Origin of the sequence: Varibaculum cambriense DSM 15806, assembly GCF_000420065.1 — a bacterium.
In the GTDB taxonomy this organism is placed as follows: domain Bacteria; phylum Actinomycetota; class Actinomycetes; order Actinomycetales; family Actinomycetaceae; genus Varibaculum; species Varibaculum cambriense.
The window spans coordinates 57,352-75,085 of sequence record NZ_ATUF01000006.1; the positions used below are offsets into that span (position 1 = coordinate 57,352).

The 17,734-nt window shown below is 54.4% G+C and carries 15 protein-coding genes; 6 read left to right on the plus strand and 9 right to left on the minus strand.

Annotation, left to right across the window (positions count from 1 at the left end; translation table 11 throughout):
* Nucleotides 1-73 precede the first annotated feature (73 nt).
* Genes F605_RS0108295 through F605_RS0108305 form a run of 3 tightly spaced genes read right to left on the minus strand, consistent with a single transcriptional unit; the run spans nt 74 to nt 3,482 of the window.
* Entirely contained in the window at nt 74-853 is a 780-nt protein-coding gene (locus F605_RS0108295; RefSeq protein ID WP_022865416.1) for a DeoR/GlpR family DNA-binding transcription regulator, read from the minus strand.
* A complete protein-coding gene (locus F605_RS0108300) occupies nt 846-1,892 on the minus strand; it encodes an NAD(P)H-dependent glycerol-3-phosphate dehydrogenase (protein WP_022865417.1) in 1,047 nt (348 codons plus the stop codon). Before F605_RS0108300 ends, F605_RS0108295 begins: the two co-directional genes overlap by 8 nt.
* 15 nt (nt 1,893-1,907) lie before the next feature.
* Complete coding sequence (locus tag F605_RS0108305; RefSeq protein WP_027723722.1) at nt 1,908-3,482, minus strand: xylulokinase; 1,575 nt, start codon at nt 3,480-3,482, stop codon at nt 1,908-1,910.
* Nucleotides 3,483-3,715: 233 nt separating this feature from the next.
* On the opposite strand from F605_RS0108305, the gene F605_RS10595 reads away from it, so the two are divergent.
* Both F605_RS10595 and F605_RS0108315 read left to right on the plus strand, forming a co-directional pair.
* Nucleotides 3,716-5,410 carry a bifunctional folylpolyglutamate synthase/dihydrofolate synthase gene (locus tag F605_RS10595; protein WP_022865419.1) on the plus strand — a complete coding sequence of 565 codons (1,695 nt, stop codon included), beginning with the start codon at nt 3,716-3,718 and terminating at the stop codon, nt 5,408-5,410.
* Nucleotides 5,411-5,466: 56 nt separating this feature from the next.
* Nucleotides 5,467-6,489 carry an RNase H family protein gene (locus F605_RS0108315; RefSeq protein ID WP_022865420.1) on the plus strand — a complete coding sequence of 341 codons (1,023 nt, stop codon included), beginning with the start codon at nt 5,467-5,469 and terminating at the stop codon, nt 6,487-6,489.
* A 177-nt stretch (nt 6,490-6,666) separates the two neighbouring features.
* Here F605_RS0108315 and sucB read toward each other — a convergent pair whose 3' ends face one another.
* On the minus strand, nt 6,667-8,649 hold the full coding sequence (sucB, locus tag F605_RS0108320) for a 2-oxoglutarate dehydrogenase, E2 component, dihydrolipoamide succinyltransferase (protein ID WP_022865421.1): 1,983 nt from the start codon (nt 8,647-8,649) through the stop codon (nt 6,667-6,669).
* Nucleotides 8,650-8,673: 24 nt separating this feature from the next.
* The gene (lpdA, locus tag F605_RS0108325; protein WP_022865422.1) at nt 8,674-10,041 is read right to left on the minus strand and encodes a dihydrolipoyl dehydrogenase; all 1,368 of its coding nucleotides are present in this window, start codon (nt 10,039-10,041) and stop codon (nt 8,674-8,676) included.
* Nucleotides 10,042-10,316: 275 nt separating this feature from the next.
* On the opposite strand from lpdA, the gene F605_RS0108330 reads away from it, so the two are divergent.
* The gene (locus F605_RS0108330) at nt 10,317-10,757 is read left to right on the plus strand and encodes a hypothetical protein (protein ID WP_156005355.1); all 441 of its coding nucleotides are present in this window, start codon (nt 10,317-10,319) and stop codon (nt 10,755-10,757) included.
* Here the strand turns inward: F605_RS0108330 and F605_RS0108335 are convergent.
* Nucleotides 10,754-11,215 (minus strand): tRNA (cytidine(34)-2'-O)-methyltransferase, encoded by a 462-nt coding sequence (locus F605_RS0108335; RefSeq protein WP_022865424.1) that lies wholly within the window; start codon nt 11,213-11,215, stop codon nt 10,754-10,756. The genes F605_RS0108330 and F605_RS0108335 overlap by 4 nt on opposite strands.
* 130 nt (nt 11,216-11,345) lie before the next feature.
* Between F605_RS0108335 and F605_RS0108340 the strand changes: the two genes are divergently transcribed.
* Nucleotides 11,346-11,879 carry a YbhB/YbcL family Raf kinase inhibitor-like protein gene (locus F605_RS0108340; protein WP_027723724.1) on the plus strand — a complete coding sequence of 178 codons (534 nt, stop codon included), beginning with the start codon at nt 11,346-11,348 and terminating at the stop codon, nt 11,877-11,879.
* Nucleotides 11,880-12,076: 197 nt separating this feature from the next.
* Here F605_RS0108340 and F605_RS10600 read toward each other — a convergent pair whose 3' ends face one another.
* The 3 genes from F605_RS10600 to F605_RS0108360 all read right to left on the minus strand — a co-directional run bounded on the left by F605_RS10600 (nt 12,077) and on the right by F605_RS0108360 (nt 16,792).
* On the minus strand, nt 12,077-15,778 hold the full coding sequence (locus tag F605_RS10600) for an adhesin domain containing protein (protein ID WP_051132156.1): 3,702 nt from the start codon (nt 15,776-15,778) through the stop codon (nt 12,077-12,079).
* A 460-nt stretch (nt 15,779-16,238) separates the two neighbouring features.
* Nucleotides 16,239-16,520, minus strand: a complete 282-nt coding sequence (locus F605_RS0108355) for a type II toxin-antitoxin system YafQ family toxin (protein ID WP_022865426.1) — start codon at nt 16,518-16,520, stop codon at nt 16,239-16,241.
* Nucleotides 16,517-16,792: a type II toxin-antitoxin system RelB/DinJ family antitoxin gene (locus F605_RS0108360; protein WP_022865427.1), complete on the minus strand. Its 276-nt coding sequence runs from the start codon at nt 16,790-16,792 to the stop codon at nt 16,517-16,519. The genes F605_RS0108355 and F605_RS0108360 overlap by 4 nt, the downstream gene beginning before the upstream one ends.
* Before the next feature lie 61 nt (nt 16,793-16,853).
* Between F605_RS0108360 and F605_RS11440 the strand changes: the two genes are divergently transcribed.
* Together F605_RS11440 and F605_RS0108365 are read left to right on the plus strand one after the other, a co-directional pair.
* Nucleotides 16,854-17,021 (plus strand): hypothetical protein, encoded by a 168-nt coding sequence (locus tag F605_RS11440; protein WP_156005359.1) that lies wholly within the window; start codon nt 16,854-16,856, stop codon nt 17,019-17,021.
* A 33-nt stretch (nt 17,022-17,054) separates the two neighbouring features.
* Nucleotides 17,055-17,734 (plus strand): type I restriction-modification system subunit M (locus tag F605_RS0108365; protein ID WP_022865428.1); only part of this gene is annotated, 680 nt, incomplete at its 3' end.

The following is a 17,734-nucleotide window of genomic DNA, read 5'->3' on the forward strand; positions in this document are numbered from 1 at the left end:
GGGTTGCACAGTAAAAAGTTTCCGCCGGCAACCCCTAGTTGCCGGCGGAAACTTATTTTTTAGACTAGGCGGATTAATCTGCGACTAGCACTTCGAGTCCGCTATCTTTGAGTTCGTTGTGTGCCCAATCCGGGGTATCCCCATCGATAATCGCAGTATCGAAGTCGCTGAGGGGACCTACTTTAAACAGGGCAGAACGCCGGAACTTAGAAGCATCAGCCACCAGTATTTTGCGCCGCGAGGCAGCTAGCAGCGCCCGTTTAAATTTCGCCACTTGCTGATCGGGGTGGAAGCAATAACCGTGATTGATAGCAGTGGCAGACATGATGCAAACATCAATGTTGAGTTGGCTGACTGCTAGTTCAGTTAAATCTCCAAAATAAGCATCTGCCCAAGTTTCGTAGGTACCTCCCAATAAGATCAGGCGTACTCCCTTTTGCTCTCGTATCCGTTGCGCCAGGAACTCGGCATTGGTAATCACCGTCAGCGGAGCCAGGGATTCTAAATTTTCCACTAGGGGAAGATTCGTGGAGGAATCATCTAAGGCCAGCGACATGCCACTGCGCAAAAATTTTCGCGATAACCGGGCAAATTTGGATTTTACCGGAGCGTTAGTCGCGATTCGCAAGCGCGCCGAGGCCTCGATCAGCGAAGACTCAACCGCGGTTATTTCTTTCCGGTTTAGCTGCACTAAACCGCTCTTTTCCAGCTCGGCGATATCGCGGTAGACCGTCATTTCCGAAACGCCCAGCTCTGCTGCCAACTCTTCTACGCGCGCCGCACCGCCTCGCGCCACCTGCTTTAAAATCAGCTGTTGGCGCGAGGCGGGAGTGGACTTAGTGCTCTCAGGCACGAGGTAGCACCGCTTTCGCTACTACATCCTTAACCGGCAGATCCTCAGATTCTAGAATCTGGTTTACTGCTGCCAGTAGCGGCAGCTGGTCTTTGATTTCACTAGCGTGTTGCTCCACGAACTTGGCGGCCAAGCCAGCTGCTGGAACTCCTTCGACGGTTTGCTCCAGGCGATCCATTTCCGCGAGCGCCTCTTTGGGGTTTTCGCCTCGTCCCAAACGCACCCCGTAGACCTTGTTACGCCCCGAAAGGCCAGTAACTTCTAGGTCGCCAACCCCCGGCAGGCCGAAAGCAGTTTCCATCTTGGCGCCTTGCGACTGCCCCAATAGAGACATTTCCTTGACCGCCTGGGTGAAAGTGGCGGCTTTCAGATTGTGGTGGGGGATACCGGTGGCCTCTTCTAGACCATCGGCAATCCCCAGGGCGATCGCATACACGTTCTTCATCGGGGCACAAATCTCCACTCCGACTTCATCATCGCTGTATTCGATAGCGTAGTTTTCAGTGCATGCTGCGGTGGCATATTTCTTGGCTACTGCCAGATCCTTACAACCAAAAATGGTGGCCGTGGGTTTGCGGCCCGCGCATTCATTGGCTTTAACCGGTCCGGCGATCGCTACGATCGGGGGCAGCTGGTCGTAGCCGTTTTCTTTTGCGATCCGGCGAATAGCGGTGGGCAGCTGCTCAATAATTCCTTTTTCATCGGGGCAGAACCCTTTAGAAGTCAGCCAGATGGCATCAGCCTTCGCCATTCCTGCCAGCGCCATTTCGGTAATCTTAGGGACTCCGGTAGAGGCCACCGACATGACCACCACGTTAGCGCCTTCCAAGGCTTGAGCGAGCTGGTCACTTCGATAGGTTTTTACTCCCTTAGCCAAGGGCTCCTTGGTGCGCGGATGGGGTTTTCCGGCTTCAACTGCATCCAGTAGATGGTCATCTAACCAAGTTCCCCACAGGCGTACCTCCCAGCCCGCATCGGCAACCGGAGTACACAGGGCAGAGCCCATAGCGCCCGCCCCTAGAACAGTAATAACACTCATTGTTCCTCTTTTCTCTTATAGCTCGGCCGCTGGGGACTCGGGCCTAGTGGATGGATACTTGCGCGACAAGTCATGTAAATCTTCGAAAATGTCTTGCAAACGCGGATAAAGTTTGCGCTGCACGCTGGCTACTTCCTGGTAGCGCTGGTGGAGCTCCATATTCGGTTCAATGGTCTCGCCATAGTGTGCCATCTTGCCAGCGGCGGTGGCCACGTCATTGGTGCCGTAGACCCCGGTAGAGGCCATAGCCAGTACTGCAGCTCCCAGGGCTGAAATTTCATCTTCGAGGCAAACAGTAATCGGCAAACCGGTGCAATCCGACATGATCTGGCGCCACAGCCTCGAACGGGTACCCCCACCCATGGCGCGCAGTCCTTCGAGTTTGACTCCGGTACCCTTTTCGATCGAATCCAGGTTCAAACGCATTTCGAAGCCGATCGACTCTAAAATAGAACGATACATGTGAGCCCGAGAGTGGGTGCCGCGCCAGCCAACTACTGCCCCGCGAGCTACCGAATCCCAGTAGGGGCTTTGTACCGCATTCCAATACGGCAAGGTGATCAAGCCTTCACAGCCGGGCGGAATCTGAGAGGCAGCATCATCGAGGGCGGGATCCGGCTCGCCTAGCAGTTTCGGGTCACCAAGCGCTTCCCTAAACCAACCGGCCAGGTAGGATCCGGAGGACTGGAGTACTTCGAATACGTAGTTTCCGGGGATTCCAGACACGTGGGTGCGGAATACCGGGTCGTAGCGATACTCCGGGGATTCTACGCCCGCGTTTACCGCGGTGCCCAGGTTGAGGAACGCTATTTCCGGGCTGGTGGCCGCAGCGCCGATCCCGGCGGCTTGTCCATCGCCCAGGCCGGCGATAATCGGGACTTCTTTAATTCCCCATTCGGCGGCCAGATCCGGCATGAGAGTTCCCATTGGTTTGGACGGTTCTACCAGATCGGCCATCTGCTCGCGGGTTACGCCAGCGATTTCTAACAGCTCGGGAGCATAGTCGCGTTTTTGGACATCGAATAGACCGAGGGAATCGGTAGCGGCTTGCGAGGATACCCATTTACCGGTCAGGCGGAAGGCAATGTAACCGTGGACTTCCACCACTTTGTAGGCGTTTTTGAAAACTTCGGGTTCGTTTTCTTTAACCCAGGCCATCTTGTAGATGCCGGGGGTAACCCCAGCCGGTTTACCGGAAAGTTGATGAATGTGTTCATTCCCGTATTTGCGGATCTGGTCGGTGGCGCGCCCATCTAGCCACAAAATCCCGTTACGTAGGGGGCGACCATCTTTATCAAAGGGGGCGAAGGATTCGCGTTGATGGGTGATGCCGATGGCGGCTACCCGTTCGCGATCCTTGGCGCTAATCTTGGATAGCACCTCGCCGATAACAGCGTAAACACTTTCCCACCAGCGTAAAGGGTTATGTTCGTAGTGATCCATAGCGGGGGTGTGGAGCTGGATATTGCGTTTGGCGGTATGCCATACGGTACCGGCGGCATCTACCAAAATAGCTTTGGAAGAGGTAGTTGAAGAGTCTATCGCTACCACCAGGGGTCCTTCGGACAGGCGGTGCTTTTCTTTAGTCATTTTTGGCATTCTCCTTTGAATGTGGAAGCTGACAATTCCAGGGTAACTAAGAAAAACCAAAAGTACAACAGTTTTACTGTTTTATTTAACATCTATTTTGTTAAACGACTGGAGTTAGGGACGTTTTGCTGTTTCGGGCAAGTAGAAACCGGACAGTTTTAGCAGCGAAGGGCTTAAAAGTTGGGAGGGCGGGCGCGCCCTCAGTAGGATATGAGCTGAAAAAGGGGGAGCAAGTGCATAATCAAGACGGTCAAGAGCGGCAGGTTAACCCATACGAAGAGATTGCGAAGAAAGCTCATGGCGCCAGCGGAGGGATCGATCCCGATCTGCTGCCTTATCTGGCGGAAGCCGATCGCGAAGAACGTATAGATTTGCCCATCAGCGACAACTTGGCAGACCAGCAGGATAGCGAGCGCCTGCGGGCAGCCCTACAAGCGGGGGGAATCGCGTTGCCCGAGGAGATCGTAGGTTCGGAAACTGCGCCGGAAGAAGAAAACCCAGAAAATAGCCGCGATAATTCCACGCCCGCCATGGCAATGGATTCGCCTACTTCTGATGAATCTTTGCAAGCGGATTTCGAGGTGGCGCAAGTCTATGCCCGGATCCTTTCTCGGCGTCCCGAATATAAGATTTCGCCGACTAAGGCCCGGATCGAGCGTGCCCTCGATTATCTTTCGGATCCGCAGCTGTCTTATCCCAGTTTGCATATAGCCGGCACCAACGGAAAAACCTCTACCGCGCGGATTGCTGACAGCCTGCTAAGTGCCCAAGGTCTGCGGGTAGGGCGTTTTACCTCTCCGCATCTGGTGAGCGTTCGGGAGCGAATCTCGATTGATGGGGAACCGATCAGCCCCCAGGCGTTTTTGCAAGCCAATCAGGATGTGGAACCGATTATCGCCCTCGCCGATAAACAGGGCGAAAGTGCCGGTCAAGGCCGTCTTTCTTTCTTCGAATATCTAACCGCCTTGGCTTTCCAAGCCTTTGCTTCCGCTCCTATCGACGTGGGCGTAATCGAAGTGGGGATGGGGGGACGCTGGGATTCCACCAATGTCCTCGATAGCGCGGTGCAGGTGATCTGTCCGATTTCTTTTGATCATGAAAAATGGTTGGGGAGTACGCTCACGGAAATCGCCGGGGAAAAAGCGGGGATTATTCGGCCGGGTGCCACGGTTATTTGCGGGCCGCAAGAAGCAGAAGCTCTCGAGGTTATCCGCGAAGTTTGCCGGGAGAAAAATGCGACTTTGCGTCTTTACGGAGAAGATTTCACGGTTAGTGAGCAGAAAATGGCGGTCGGGGGACAGATGTTTACCCTCACCACCCCGGCAGCCAGCTATCAGGATCTCTACTTGCCACTTTTTGGTAATCATCAGGCGGTTAACGCTGCCCTGGCAATAACGGCCGTAGAGGCACTGGGAGCAGGCAAAGTCCTTTCTGAGGAAGTGCTGGCAGCGGGGTTGGACGCCGCGCGTTCTCCCGGGCGCCTCGAGGTTTTGGGAGGCTCTCCTACAGTTATCGTCGATGCGGCACACAACCCGGCAGGAGCTGCGGCGCTTAGATCCGGGATTGAGGATGCGTTCGGGTTCCAAAAAGTAGTAGGCGTTTTTTCGGCGATGGGCGATAAAAACGTGGAAGGGATCCTCGCGGAAATGGAGCCGATGCTGGACGCGGTAGTGACTTTGCCGATGGAGGGCGAACGCGCCATGGAACCGGTGGAACTGGCAAAAATCGCGGGAGAAGTATTTGGGAGCGAGCAAACCTTCGCGGCGCCCAATCTTTTGGATGCAGTAGATCAGGCGGTCTCCCTAACAGAAGAAGGAAATCTTCCGGCTGACGCGGTGGGGATCGTGATTTTTGGTTCGGTAGTTTTGGCGGGGCAGGCTCGTCAATTACTTTCGGGGCGGCTCAAACCGGAAAATAATTCCCATTGAGGACAAATTTCCGCAAGCAGTAAGCAATCTCTTAGTAAATGTGAAAAGATATCAGCGTGACTTTAACCGTTGCAGTTGACGCCTATATGCTTGCAGAAGCTAACCTAGTAGGTTGGGCATGGGTGATTGACCAAGATAATTGGGCATGCGGGTACGTAGAGGATTCCGCATCGATAACGCAAGCCCAATTTAGAGCGGTATTTTCTTTTGTGCGGCGCTGCCACCAGATTAACGAACCGTTGGTTATTTTCACTTCTTCCGAATACGTGGCGGCAGTACTGCAAACTTGGCGGCATCAATGGCGCAGTAATGACTGGCGCAAACTCGATGGGATGCCGGTTACTGATCTTTCGATTATTCGCAATATTGATCATTTTCTAGAGGGTAAATCTTTGCAAGTAGCCTGTGCGGGGTCTAAGGAACAAGCGCTGCTAACCCAGGCACATATTTATGCCCGCGAAGTGGTCTATGCGCATCGGGACGGCAAAGAAGTAAACCTAGGTCCCGGGGTTAACCCCGAATTGCTCAGTGGCCATTACCAGCAGAATCTCGAGAATTTAGTGGTAAGCGAAGTGCCGCAGCCGAAGAACAAGCAAGATGTTCCCGATAACGTAACCAAGTTTCCCTGCTCCAACCGAGGCTCGGAGCCGGCAACTTCGTGGCGGGAAGGCCCCATTTCGGGGCCGGTTGCCGTTGGGGGATTGGGCTCTCCGGCACGGGGAGCCGCCGCCAATTTACGCTCTATCACCCAGGTAGTAAGAGACGAGGATCTGCGTTTTCAAAAGTATTGCGCCAGTGCTGACCGGGTAAAAATTAGGGAATTGATGCATCCGGATTTCATGTCGATCGGGGAACTGGGGGTCCCAATTTCTAGTACGGAGGCGGCGGCGCTGCTCGCGGAAGATCCTCCTTCGCCCTCGGAAGTTGAAGTGCGCGAACTGGGTACCCACACTGCCCAAGTGATTTATTTTGATTCAGATTCGGTGCAGTCTTGGATTTGGATCCGTTACCAAAACAATCAGGCACGCATGATTTTTCAGCAGATTACCAAGCGTCCCCCCGATATTTTTGGAATGTAACTGCGGTTGTTGATGCGGGACTATCCCGTTTTTTGTGGGTATTAAATTCTCTGGGTAATAGCGATGCTGCTTATTGTTCATCAGGGAAAATACGGCATAAAAATGTTCTTTGGCTCCGGGGAAACCGGAGCCAAAGAACATTATCGGGACTATTAACTTTTTATTTTTCGAGAGGCTTTACATTCCCACTTCGGCGGAGAAGTCTCCTTCTTCCAGGCGCTTCTTTACCGTAGTTAGGTAACGAGCGGCATCGGCGCCATCGATTAGACGGTGGTCATAGGACAGTGCCAGGTATACCAGGGAACGCACCGCGATGGTGTCGTTGCCTTCGGAATCTTTCACTACCATTGGCCGGCGCACGATAGTTCCGAGTCCCAAAATCGCTTCCTCCGGGTAGTTAACTACCGGAGTATCGAAGAGGGCACCACGCGAACCGGTGTTAGTAATCGAGAAGGTACCCCCAGACATTTCGTCGATACTGATAGAACCGTCGCGAACTTTCGCGGCTAGCTCGTTGATCTTGCGGGCAATCGCCGCGATCGTCAGATCGCCACAGTTCTTGATCACTGGCACCATCAGACCCTTCTCCGAGTCCACCGCGATGCCTACGTTCTCGTGATCAAAGTAGGTGACTTCGTTGGTTTCGTCATTTACCCGCGAGTTGATCTTCGGGTGCGCCTTCAGGGCTTCCACGGCCGCTTTCACAAAGAAAGGCAAGAAGGACAGCTTGGTGCCTTCCCGCTGCGCGAAAGAGTCTTTGGCGCGCGCCCGCAGATTCGCGATCCGGGTAACGTCCACCTCGACCACCGTGGTCAGCTGGGCGGTAGAGGCTAGCGAGTTCATCATGTGCTTGGCGATAGTCTGGCGCATCCGTGAAAGCTTCTCGGTCTTGCCCCGTTCTTGCGCCGGCTGGATTGGAGGTAGCGCAGCTGCAGGCGTTTCCGGAGCTGCCGCCGGCGCTGCTGGCGGCTTTTGCGCAGCTGCCAGCACATCCTCGCGTCGAATCCGTCCGCCTACGCCACTGCCTTTAAGGGTGGAAATATCTACGCCCTTTTCGCGCGCCAGCTTGCGTACGATCGGAGTCACGTAGCCGCCACTTACCTGCTTGGCTGCCTGTGGCTTGTCTGCCGGCTTTGCGCTAGGAGCAGCAGCTGGAGGTGTCGGAGCCGCTGGTGCTTTAGGCGCCGCGGGAGCCGGAGGAGCTGCCGGTGGCTTCGGTGCGGCTGGGGTCTCCACATCTTTGGGAGCCGGGGGAGCTGCCGGGGCTGCCGGAACTGCCGGAGCGTTATCGGAGGGCGGTACTACCTGTCCCCGTGCGGTCATGGTTCCCGGATATCCGGTATGCACCTGCGGGTATGCCCACTGAACCACGTGATGGTCGCCTTCGCGCTTAATGGAGGAAGGAATCCCCGCGCCCGGAAGTTCTGCCGGGTTCTCCGGCAGGCTGGGGGCAGGAGGAGCCGCCGGTACCGGGGGCGCAGCAGGGGCTGCCGGAGCAGACGGAGTAGCTGAAGCTTCCGGGGCTGCGGGGACACTAGTTTCCGCTGGAGCTGCAGCGCTATCGCCGACGCGGCAAAGCACCGTACCTACATCTACGGTTTCGTCCTCTTGCACCAAAATTTCAGTGACTACTCCCGCGATCGGGGAAGGTACTTCCGAATCGACTTTGTCAGTTGACACTTCCAGTAACGGCTCGTCTACCGCTACTTTGTCGCCGACCTTCTTCAGCCAGCGAGAAACCGTGCCTTCGGTTACCGATTCGCCCAGAGCGGGCATCTCTACGGCCTGTCCGCCACCTGCCGGCGCCGAGCCGCCTGCCGGAGCCGCTGGAACCGGGGAAGCAGCCGGGGCAGCCGCAGGAGCCGGAGTTTCGTCAGCCGCAGGAGCAGCCGGGGCGGCAGGTGCTGTCGCGCCCACTTCGTCTGCTGCACCTACCCGGCAAACTACCGTGCCTACGTCCACGGTTTCGTCCTCTTCCACCAAAATTTCGGTGATTACTCCCGCAATTGGGGAGGGAACTTCAGAATCAACTTTGTCGGTGGAAACCTCCAGTAAGGGTTCATCTACTGCTACTTGGTCGCCAACTTTCTTTAGCCAGCGAGAAACCGTGCCTTCGGTTACCGATTCGCCCAGAGCGGGCATCTCAATATCTTGTGCCATGTTATTAATCTACCTTTCTGGACTTTAGGAATGTAAGGGTTTGCCGGCAAGAGCCATTCCGGCTTCACCAATCGCTTCGTCTTGGGTGGGGTGAGTGTGAACCAGAGCTGCCAAATCTTCCGGGAAAGCCTCCCAGTTGACCATCAATTGTCCTTCACCAACCAGTTCGCCCACCCGTTTGCCGAGGGCATGGAAGCCGATAATCGGCCCGTCTTTTTGCGCCACCAATTTAATAATGCCGCCAGTTCCGAGAATCTGGGATTTACCGTTACCTGCCAGGTTATATTCGGTAACTTTCACCCCGTCTTTTCCGAACTTGTCTTCCGCCTGTTTCTGGGTTAAACCGACCGAAGCGATTTCGGGTTCACAGAAAGTAACCCGGGGAATATTGTGCTCTACCAAGGGCGCAGGATCCAGGCCCCCTAAGTATTCGGCGAGGAAAATGCCTTGCGCGAAACCGCGATGCGCCAGTTGCAGACCGGGAACAATATCACCAACTGCATATACGCCGGGAACATTAGTCATCAAGTGGTCATCTACCGGGATGAAACCGCGATCAATATTTACCCCGATATCTTCAAATCCCATATCTTTGGTGCGCGGACCGCGCCCGACCGCCACCAGCAGTAGGTCAGCATCGAAAGTGTCACCAGACTGGGTCTTAACTTGCACCGAGTTACCGGTTTGGGTAACTGAATCGAACATGGTGCCGGTCTTAAAGGTGATCCCGCGGCTACGGAAGGCGCGTTCTAGGCCTTTAGAAACGGAGGCGTCCTCGTTGTTGGCTAAATGGGGTAGCCCTTCGATTACCGTAACTTCGGTGCCCAAGGAGGCCCAGAGGCTGGCGAACTCGATTCCGATAACTCCGCCGCCCAGTACCACTGCCTTGTTGGGTACCCAATCAAGTTGCAGTGCTTGATCGGAAGTGATCACCCGTCCCTCAATCTCTAGACCCGGAAGGGACTTGGAGTAAGAGCCGGTAGCCAGCACCAGGTTCTTGCCTTGGTATGTTTCCGATCCCACTTGGACGGTGTTGGGGCTGATGACGCGACCCCAACCTTGGATGTAGTCGATCTTGCGGGATTTGACCAGACCCTGTAGCCCCTTGTGGAGGCGGGAAATGGTCTTGTCGCGGAAGCGGCCAACTTCGTGCATATCAACGCCCTCAAAACTGGCCTTAACCCCCAGGCGGGAGGCTTCTTTGATGGCGTCAACGGTTTCCGCCACGTGCAACATTGCCTTGGTGGGGATGCAGCCCCGGTGCAGGCAGGTGCCGCCCACTTTGTCCCCCTCGATCAGGGCGACTTTCATTCCCAGTTGAGAAGCGCGTAAAGCGGTAGCGTATCCACCGCTGCCCGCGCCCAAGACTACAACGTCATAGGTGCTCGTCATTGTGAAGTTCTCCTTGATAAAATCACGGTTATGTCCGACTATGACCGGGCGGGAAAGACTTGAGGCTTGTCCCTGCCGCACAGTTACAGACACCTGCAGACATTGTTTCATTTTTGGCCTGTAAACGCACGATGAATAACCCTCTTTCTCAAGACGGCGAAAAAATGTGAAGGAGAATACAAACTATTCTATGAGGTCGCTGCCAGCGGGCGGGGTAGTGGCAACTAGTGCAGGTAGAATCGAAAGACACCAACCGCAAAAATCCGGAGAAGAACTTGTCAACATCTGAGTCTGCGCCGCAGTCCCATAAAGATCCGCGCACCGCCTCTTGGGGAGTCGGGCGTATCTTCATGGCGGGCTTAGTGGTATTTGCGGTGGTTGCTCTGTTCCATGAGTTTTCCACCCTGCCAGCTTCGGGTTCTGCCGGCTATGGGCTGGCCATGTTGTCACTGGCTAACGTGGCGCATTGGATCGTGCTAGCAATCGCGGTGATTCATAATGGACGGCGGATGCGCCTGGTCGCCTGGGGACTCAGTGGGATCGAAACCCTGCTGCTAGTGCTATTTGCCTTGGTGTTTTCGTCTCCGCATTTAGATAGCGCGCAGCTACTATTTAACTGGGGGCAGGCCTACTATTATCTTCCCGCGATTTTAACCGTGCTGACCATGATCTGGTTGCTGGTTTCTTCCCCGCTGCGCCCCGGGAATGGCAATTAGACCAAATCTGGGTAAGAGTTTTGCCTCAGGGCTTCATACAGGCCGATAGAAGCGGAAATGGTTAGATTTAAAGAACGCAGATGCGGCACCATCGGGATCCGCACCAAATCAGCAACCCGAGGATGCGCCATGACTTCCTCGGGCAGTCCGGTAGGTTCGGGGCCAAAGAGCAGCCCGTCCTCGCTTCCGTAGGAAACCTCTTGGAAGTGTAGTTTCGCATGACCGGTAAAAGCATGGATTTTTCCGGGGATCTCGGCGAGGGCGTCCTCTAGATTAGGGTGCACTTTCACGTGTGCGAGGTCGTGGTAGTCCAGTCCGGCGCGCTTGAGCTTAGTGTCATCCATATCGAAACAAAGCGGCTCCACCAGGTGTAACAAGGTGCCGGTGCAGGCGGATAAACGGATAGCAGCTCCGGTGTTTCCCGGAATCCGCGGCTCGAAATAGATCAAATGCAACACGACCTCGATTCTATTGCCTTTTCGCAATCGCTAAATAATCGAGGTGAGGTAAGCGGCTAGTGATTCTGCTACCTAAACGGCGCTATTCACGTAGCCTAGAGGCACAAGCACTGACCATATTGGAGGAATCATGGATCTTAACTCTCGTCCGCTGGCTCTGGACCCTTACCAGGCTTTACCGCAGCTTCCTACTTTTACCTTGACTTCTGCCGATATGACGGTAGGGGGTCAGATGCCCACCGCGCAGATAGCGGCGGGGGAGAACCTATCACCGCAACTTTCATGGAGCGGTTTCCCCACAGAAACCAAGTCTTTCTTGCTCACTTGTTTTGACCCCGATGCTCCTACTCCTTCCGGGTTCTGGCACTGGTTGATTACCGACATTCCGCCGGAGATGACTTCCCTGCCTACCGGGGCGGGCAGCAGTGACCTAGAGCTTGACGGCCCGGCTTTCCATTTACGTAACGATGGAGGTGGCTGGTCATATATGGGGGCGGCTCCGCCGAAGGGGGATCGTCCGCATCGTTATATTTTTGCCGTTCACGCCCTGGATACGGAAACTTTGGAACTGGATGAGGACGTCTCGGCGGCGGCTGCTAACTTCCAGGCCCTGTTTCATTCCCTGGCGCGCGCCACTTTAGAGGTTACCTACCAAAATGAATAGCATGCCTGACTGGGGTTGCCACTACCACTAGAACTTAAACAGCAGTGAGTAGGAGTTTGGGTTTGAGAGGCGGGCAGTTGGCAACTCTTAGCACGCCAAGCTGATCAAAGGAAAAAGCAAGTGGTCCGGTGCAATTTCACCGGACCACTCGCTTTGCATTGTCTGGGTGGGGCAAGAGCCCCGCTCAGCCTTACCTGTTAGTCACGACGGCTCCTGCGGCGGGCAAGAACCAGTACCAATCCGACACCGATCATACCCACACCCATGAGCGCTGCTAACGCTTGTTGGGCACCAGTTGCCGCCAGCGAGCCTCCGGGGTTGCTAGCGTCGCTCGGGCCATTGGGTCCGTACGAGCCATTTCCATGCCAGCCTGGTTGGCCTGGTTTATGTGGCGAACCATTCCCCGGCTTGGTCGGACAGTTGGGCTTTTCGCAGACGCACTTGGTACCTACCCGGATAATCTGATCACTGGGATCCTGGGTGCGCTCAGTGGTCACGGTCGGGTCACCTTCTGGCTTGCCGTTGACGATCTTCTGAGTCGAGGTTACAGTTTCACTGCCAAACACGCCGTCCTGGACAACTTTTTTACCGGTTTCCAGGGTGTCGTCAAAGACGATCTTGGTCTTGAACGGGATAGGCTTGGCCACCTTGGTTACCACGGTGGTGTCCTCAGGTGTCGGGCCGTACTCAATGATCTCGTCAACCGGCTTCTGGGTCACCTTTTCTTCAGGCGTAACGCTGGCTTCATTACCCTTAGCGGTGAAGTTAGCCGTGTAGGTTTTCACCCCTGCCACGCCTTTCTGGACGACCTTAATCTCACCCGGTTTCAGCTCTGGATTGGGACGAGTCTCGACCGCGAACGCAAGTTCCGCAGTCCAAGTGACATCCTTTTTAGCCTCGGACGGCTTGGTGCCAATCCGAACCACCTCGTTAACCGGATCCTTGGTCCGCTCCCACTTACCGTCCTTGGACATCTTCTCCTTGCCCGGCACGCCCTCGGTGCCAACCTTGTATTTGCCGGCAGGGATGGAATCATCGAACTTGTATTCGACCCCAAACGGTACCTCGCGCGTAGGAACATCAGCGACGTTAACCACAGCGGAGGTGGTGTCCTGAGAACCATCCTCGTAGGTCACGGTTACGGGGACCTCTATTTTATCGCCCGGCTTCGCGGTCTTAGGCGCGGTGGAGATGACGTGGCCATCTTTATCCAGGCTAACGATCCAGTCGCCGTTATCAGTCTTCAGCGTGTAGGTCGGGTTGCCAAACTCGTTCGTGTCGCCGGTCGGAGTGATGTGCTCCGGTAACGGAGCAATCTCGTAAGGCTTGTTCTCAGCAACCTTGATGCCTTCCGGCTTTTCGATTGTCAGCGGCGATGTCACCGTGTCGCCCGGATACACCGTCTTCGGCGGGATAACCGGGTTGGACTCCCAGTTATTGCTCAGTTTGACCACGGTGGTGACCGGCGTCGTGGTGGTCCTGCCACCGGGGGCATCCACCTTGACGCTAATAGTGTTCTGGTCGCCCGGCTTAGCCGTCTTCGGCGGAGTAGAAGTCACAACACCAGTGTCCGGGTCAATCTTGTACTCCCAGCCGTTCTCTGTGGTCTGTGTCAGGATTGGGTTACCATTCTTGTTGCCAAAGGAGAACTTGGAGTCCGTTGGAGCGCCTGTGACCTGGTGGGTTACGGGATTACCCGGGCCGGTCACCTGGACGTCGTAAGTAGCCTTCAGGTCACCTTTAAGGACAACGACCGTACCGGTAACCTTCTGCGGCTTGAAGTTGCCGTCTTTGTAGTGACCGAGAACCGGGACGTCCAGGATGTCTCCTTCCGGCGCATCCTTGGGGATAGTGGTAGTGATTTCACCATTCTTCTCATCAACGCGGACAGTCCACGTCTTACCCGATTTGCTCTTGAAGGTCTGCTGATTACTTCCATCTTCAAAGGTGTAGCGGTCGGGCGCCTGATCACTCTTATTACCGCTCAGACCTTGCTCAGGATTCTTGGGTTTGAGGGTCATATTCGCTTCTGGCTGACCCGTCACCGTGTCGTAGGTGGGGATTTTGATATCCGCAATCGCCTGGAACTGGAGTTCTATCTCATCCGTAGTCTGGTCCGGGTAGGTGGCCTTTACCTTCGGCGTGATGGTGCTGCCAGGGGCGACCACGCTGCCATCCGCCTTCGCAGTCACCTTGCCGGTCGCATCGACCGTGACGGTCCAACCTTTCGGTACGGAGTCAGCGTCTACCTCGTACTTGGCCGGGTTAACTGCTTTGTATCCCTTCAATATTGGCTTGAGACCAATCTGGGAGGTGATCTCTTCGTTCACTCTGCCCTTAGAAAGGCTTGGGCGCACTAGATCAGTTACCTGCGTGTTGTTCGGATCAACAACTACCATAAGCTGTAGCACGTCAGTGGAGCCGTTAGAGTACTCCACCGTGATCTTGGGTTGCGCGAAAGCACCCGGTCTCGGGTTTTCTGGAGCAGTGACGGTGACGTTGTAATTCTCGTCCATCTCGACGGTCCAACCCTCGTAGACGTACTTCTCATCCAGTTTCACGGTGGCTTCGAAGCCGCCGTCCGTCTTCTTTTTCTTTAGATCCGTGATGAGATCTGGCGTCTGAGTGAAGGTCACCTTCTGTGGCTCAGTAGCCAGCGGCCCTTCATTGGCCTTAACTACGCCCGAAGTGATTGTGGCCTCAACCTTGTCATACTGCGGGTCGTGATACTCGGTGTCATCCAAAGAAAACGCCTTGGAGTCGATGACGTTCGCCTTTTTGTAGCGGTCCAGCGAGTTGGAGCTGGCAAATGCCACGCCTTCTCCGAAATCGCTGTTGTTCTTAGCGGCAGCCTGGAGCTGTTCCTTGGTACGCGGTTTCGCGAGGACAGAGAAATTTACGTTCTTGTCAGTAGCCAGATCCGTGCCCCGGTACTTCGGCCAAGTGAAGTAGATATCTCCGTTTTTGTCGACACTTAGGAGCTGCTCACCGCCGCCGGAGGCTCCTGGATCCGAGGTGCCGATGAACTTACCGTTGCCGTCATAGGCCTCTACCAACATGCGAGATAGGGAGTCGTCGGTACCGTCTTTCTTCACAGCCGGGATGTTAATCTTGCCGACCTTGGTTTTTTCACCAGGAACAATTACGTGTTTTTCGATACTCTCCCAGGACACGGTGATGGGGTTACATTCGATGTTCTCACTAGGCCAGGGGTTAACTTTGGCGGAAAAAAGAGCGCTACTACCCTGAGTTGCGTAGGGGCTAGATGTGTGCTCCTTCTTGTAGTTGCTCTGCCACGCGTAACGCACGGGGTTTGCTGCCTTGGCCTCCGCGTACTGCTTGACCTTATCGTCCGTCAGATTTGCGTTCAGATTTACTGCCCTTTGACTACCACGCCCTGAAATCTCGATGTCTTCATCGGCCTTGGCAGTAACCGGTGGTGCACCCGCGTAAAGAGCCTTGCCAACATCCAGGGAGGACACTGTCCCTTTGTCCAAAACCGCGCCAAGGAGCCCCGAATTAGTGAAGCTCCAATCAGCGAAGGTGCGGTCCTTCGAGTTATCAAAGGCAAGACTCAAACCCCAAGCGGTTTTAGAAGTGCTGCTCGCGCTTGGCTCGAGGGTGGACCAGGTGAAACCCGCCTGACTGCCAGACGGTTGATCGTCGCCTTCGACAACACACTCGCCTGCCGGCAAATCCGAGGCTAGTTGTTTGTCTTTCTCGACTACGCCGTCATTGTCGCGAACACCGCCGGTGAACGGTGCTGCCTCCGCGGGCTGGGTTGATATGAAGCTAGGTACGGCGACTAATGTGCCTGCTGCTAAGGCCATAGCCGATAGGGCGGCAATACGAGAACGCACGAAACGCTTTCCCGCCCCTGTCTTACTGGAAGATTCCATCGATCAGTCCTTCCTAAAGATTTCATTTAATGTTCACGGGTTCCTGTTACTGCTCAGGATATAGGACTTATGTATCGCTACCCAATGTTAAAGGCTCTAATTTTTGCCCGCAATTGAAGTTGCCTACATAGGTGTATGAGAATAAACACTTACGGGTAACGGTAATGTCTTGGTCATAAGCGATGCCCGCGGTAATCTAAAAACCGGGTCTAAGCGTATGAAAACTACTATCGATGATTTTTTGGTTTGGGCGGGGATTATCCTGGTCGCGCTCTCGGCTATTTTGGACTTCTTTTTGCTTTTTACTGCTAACTATCTGCGGAATATGCTCTTTACCCTTCCGATCTGGGCCCTAGGCTTTGCTTGTTTTGTAGTAATCGGGAATCGGGAAAAGACCAAAAAGACCCGTGGTAAGAAAAATAAACGATAGTGTGTCGGTGACAGGGGATACCGGTTGGAGTTACATCCCGAAGAGGTCTGCGTGAGATCCTGTGCGGTTTAAGAACAATATGAGGTCTTCTCCGTCAATACGATAGACCAAGAGCCAATCCGGTTTTATATGGCATTCGCGAAAGCCCCGGAAATTACCTCCAAGATCGTGATCTCTATATTTAGGGGGAAGAGGCTTTCTCTGTGTGAGATGCTTGATAATGGAGTTCAGTAGTTCTAAATCCAGACCGCGTTTTTTCGCAAGTTTCAAGTCTTTTTTGAAGCGGTTGGAAAGAACTATGTTTAGCCTCATGAGAGGACGTCCTTCATCGCTTCTTCGAAGCTGGTGTAGCGCGGATAGTTTTCGGGGTGCGCCTTCATTTCCTCGTATTCTCGCAAGGCATCCAGAGTTTCGGCATTAGGAGTATCGCGCGATATTTGAAACGGGATTGCCTGGTCCCGCACGGTTTGCCGCAAGAATATCGTGACTGCAGTGGTTAGATCCATGCCCAGATCCTTAAGTAAAAGCTGCGCGGAGCGCTTCAGATCCGCATCCAGGTTGATGTTGGTACTAACTTTAGCCATCGTTGCCCCTCCTGTTCCTACATAAATACTAGAAAAATTGGGATAAAAATTCAATGGTTATATGCGTGTTATGTGTATAGTGCGCATGTATTTACTATTTTTTGGTTCACGCTCTGGTGACGGAAACTCTGGTACTCTAGAGGACGCCTCGGCAGCGGCTACTAACTTCCAGTCTCTGCTTCATTACCTGGCGCGCGCCGGTGACTCGGATGCACGCCAGCCTCGCTAGACTATTACCTAGTTCTTTACCTAGGGGGTTCTAGTGGCGGCATCAGATCAACGCGCTAATTTACATCGGACGATTTGGCGGGTGGCCAATGATTTACGTGGCAGCGTAGATGGATGGGATTTCAAAGCCTACGTGTTGGGAATGCTGTTTTACCGTTTCATTTCCGAACACATCACCAACTGGGTAAATAAGATCCAGGCCGAGGGCGGGGAAGCAGATTTCAACTACGCCCAAATAGATGATGAACAAGCTGAAACCGCCCGGGAATATATGGTTAATACCCTCGGGTTTTTCATTCCGCCCTCAGAGTTGTTCCAAAACGTGCGCCGAGCCGCGCCTCGTGACCAGAATTTAAACGAGACTTTAGCGGCGGTGTTTGCCGATATTGAGGCTTCGGCTATTGGCTCTTCCTCGGAAGATGACCTTAAAGGGCTATTTGATGACGTCAATACCAATAGTCCTCGCTTGGGGAACTCGATTGCGGAGCGAAACGCCAAGCTGGTGAAACTGCTTGACGCTATCGCGGACCTGGAGCTGGGTAACTATCAGGATGCCGATATTGATACTTTCGGTGATGCCTACGAATATTTGATGACCATGTATGCCTCGTCGGCCGGAAAATCTGGAGGCGAATTCTTCACTCCCCAAGATGTTTCGGAACTGATAGCCCGGCTAACGGTGCTCGGCAAAACTCGGGTGGGCAGGGTTTATGA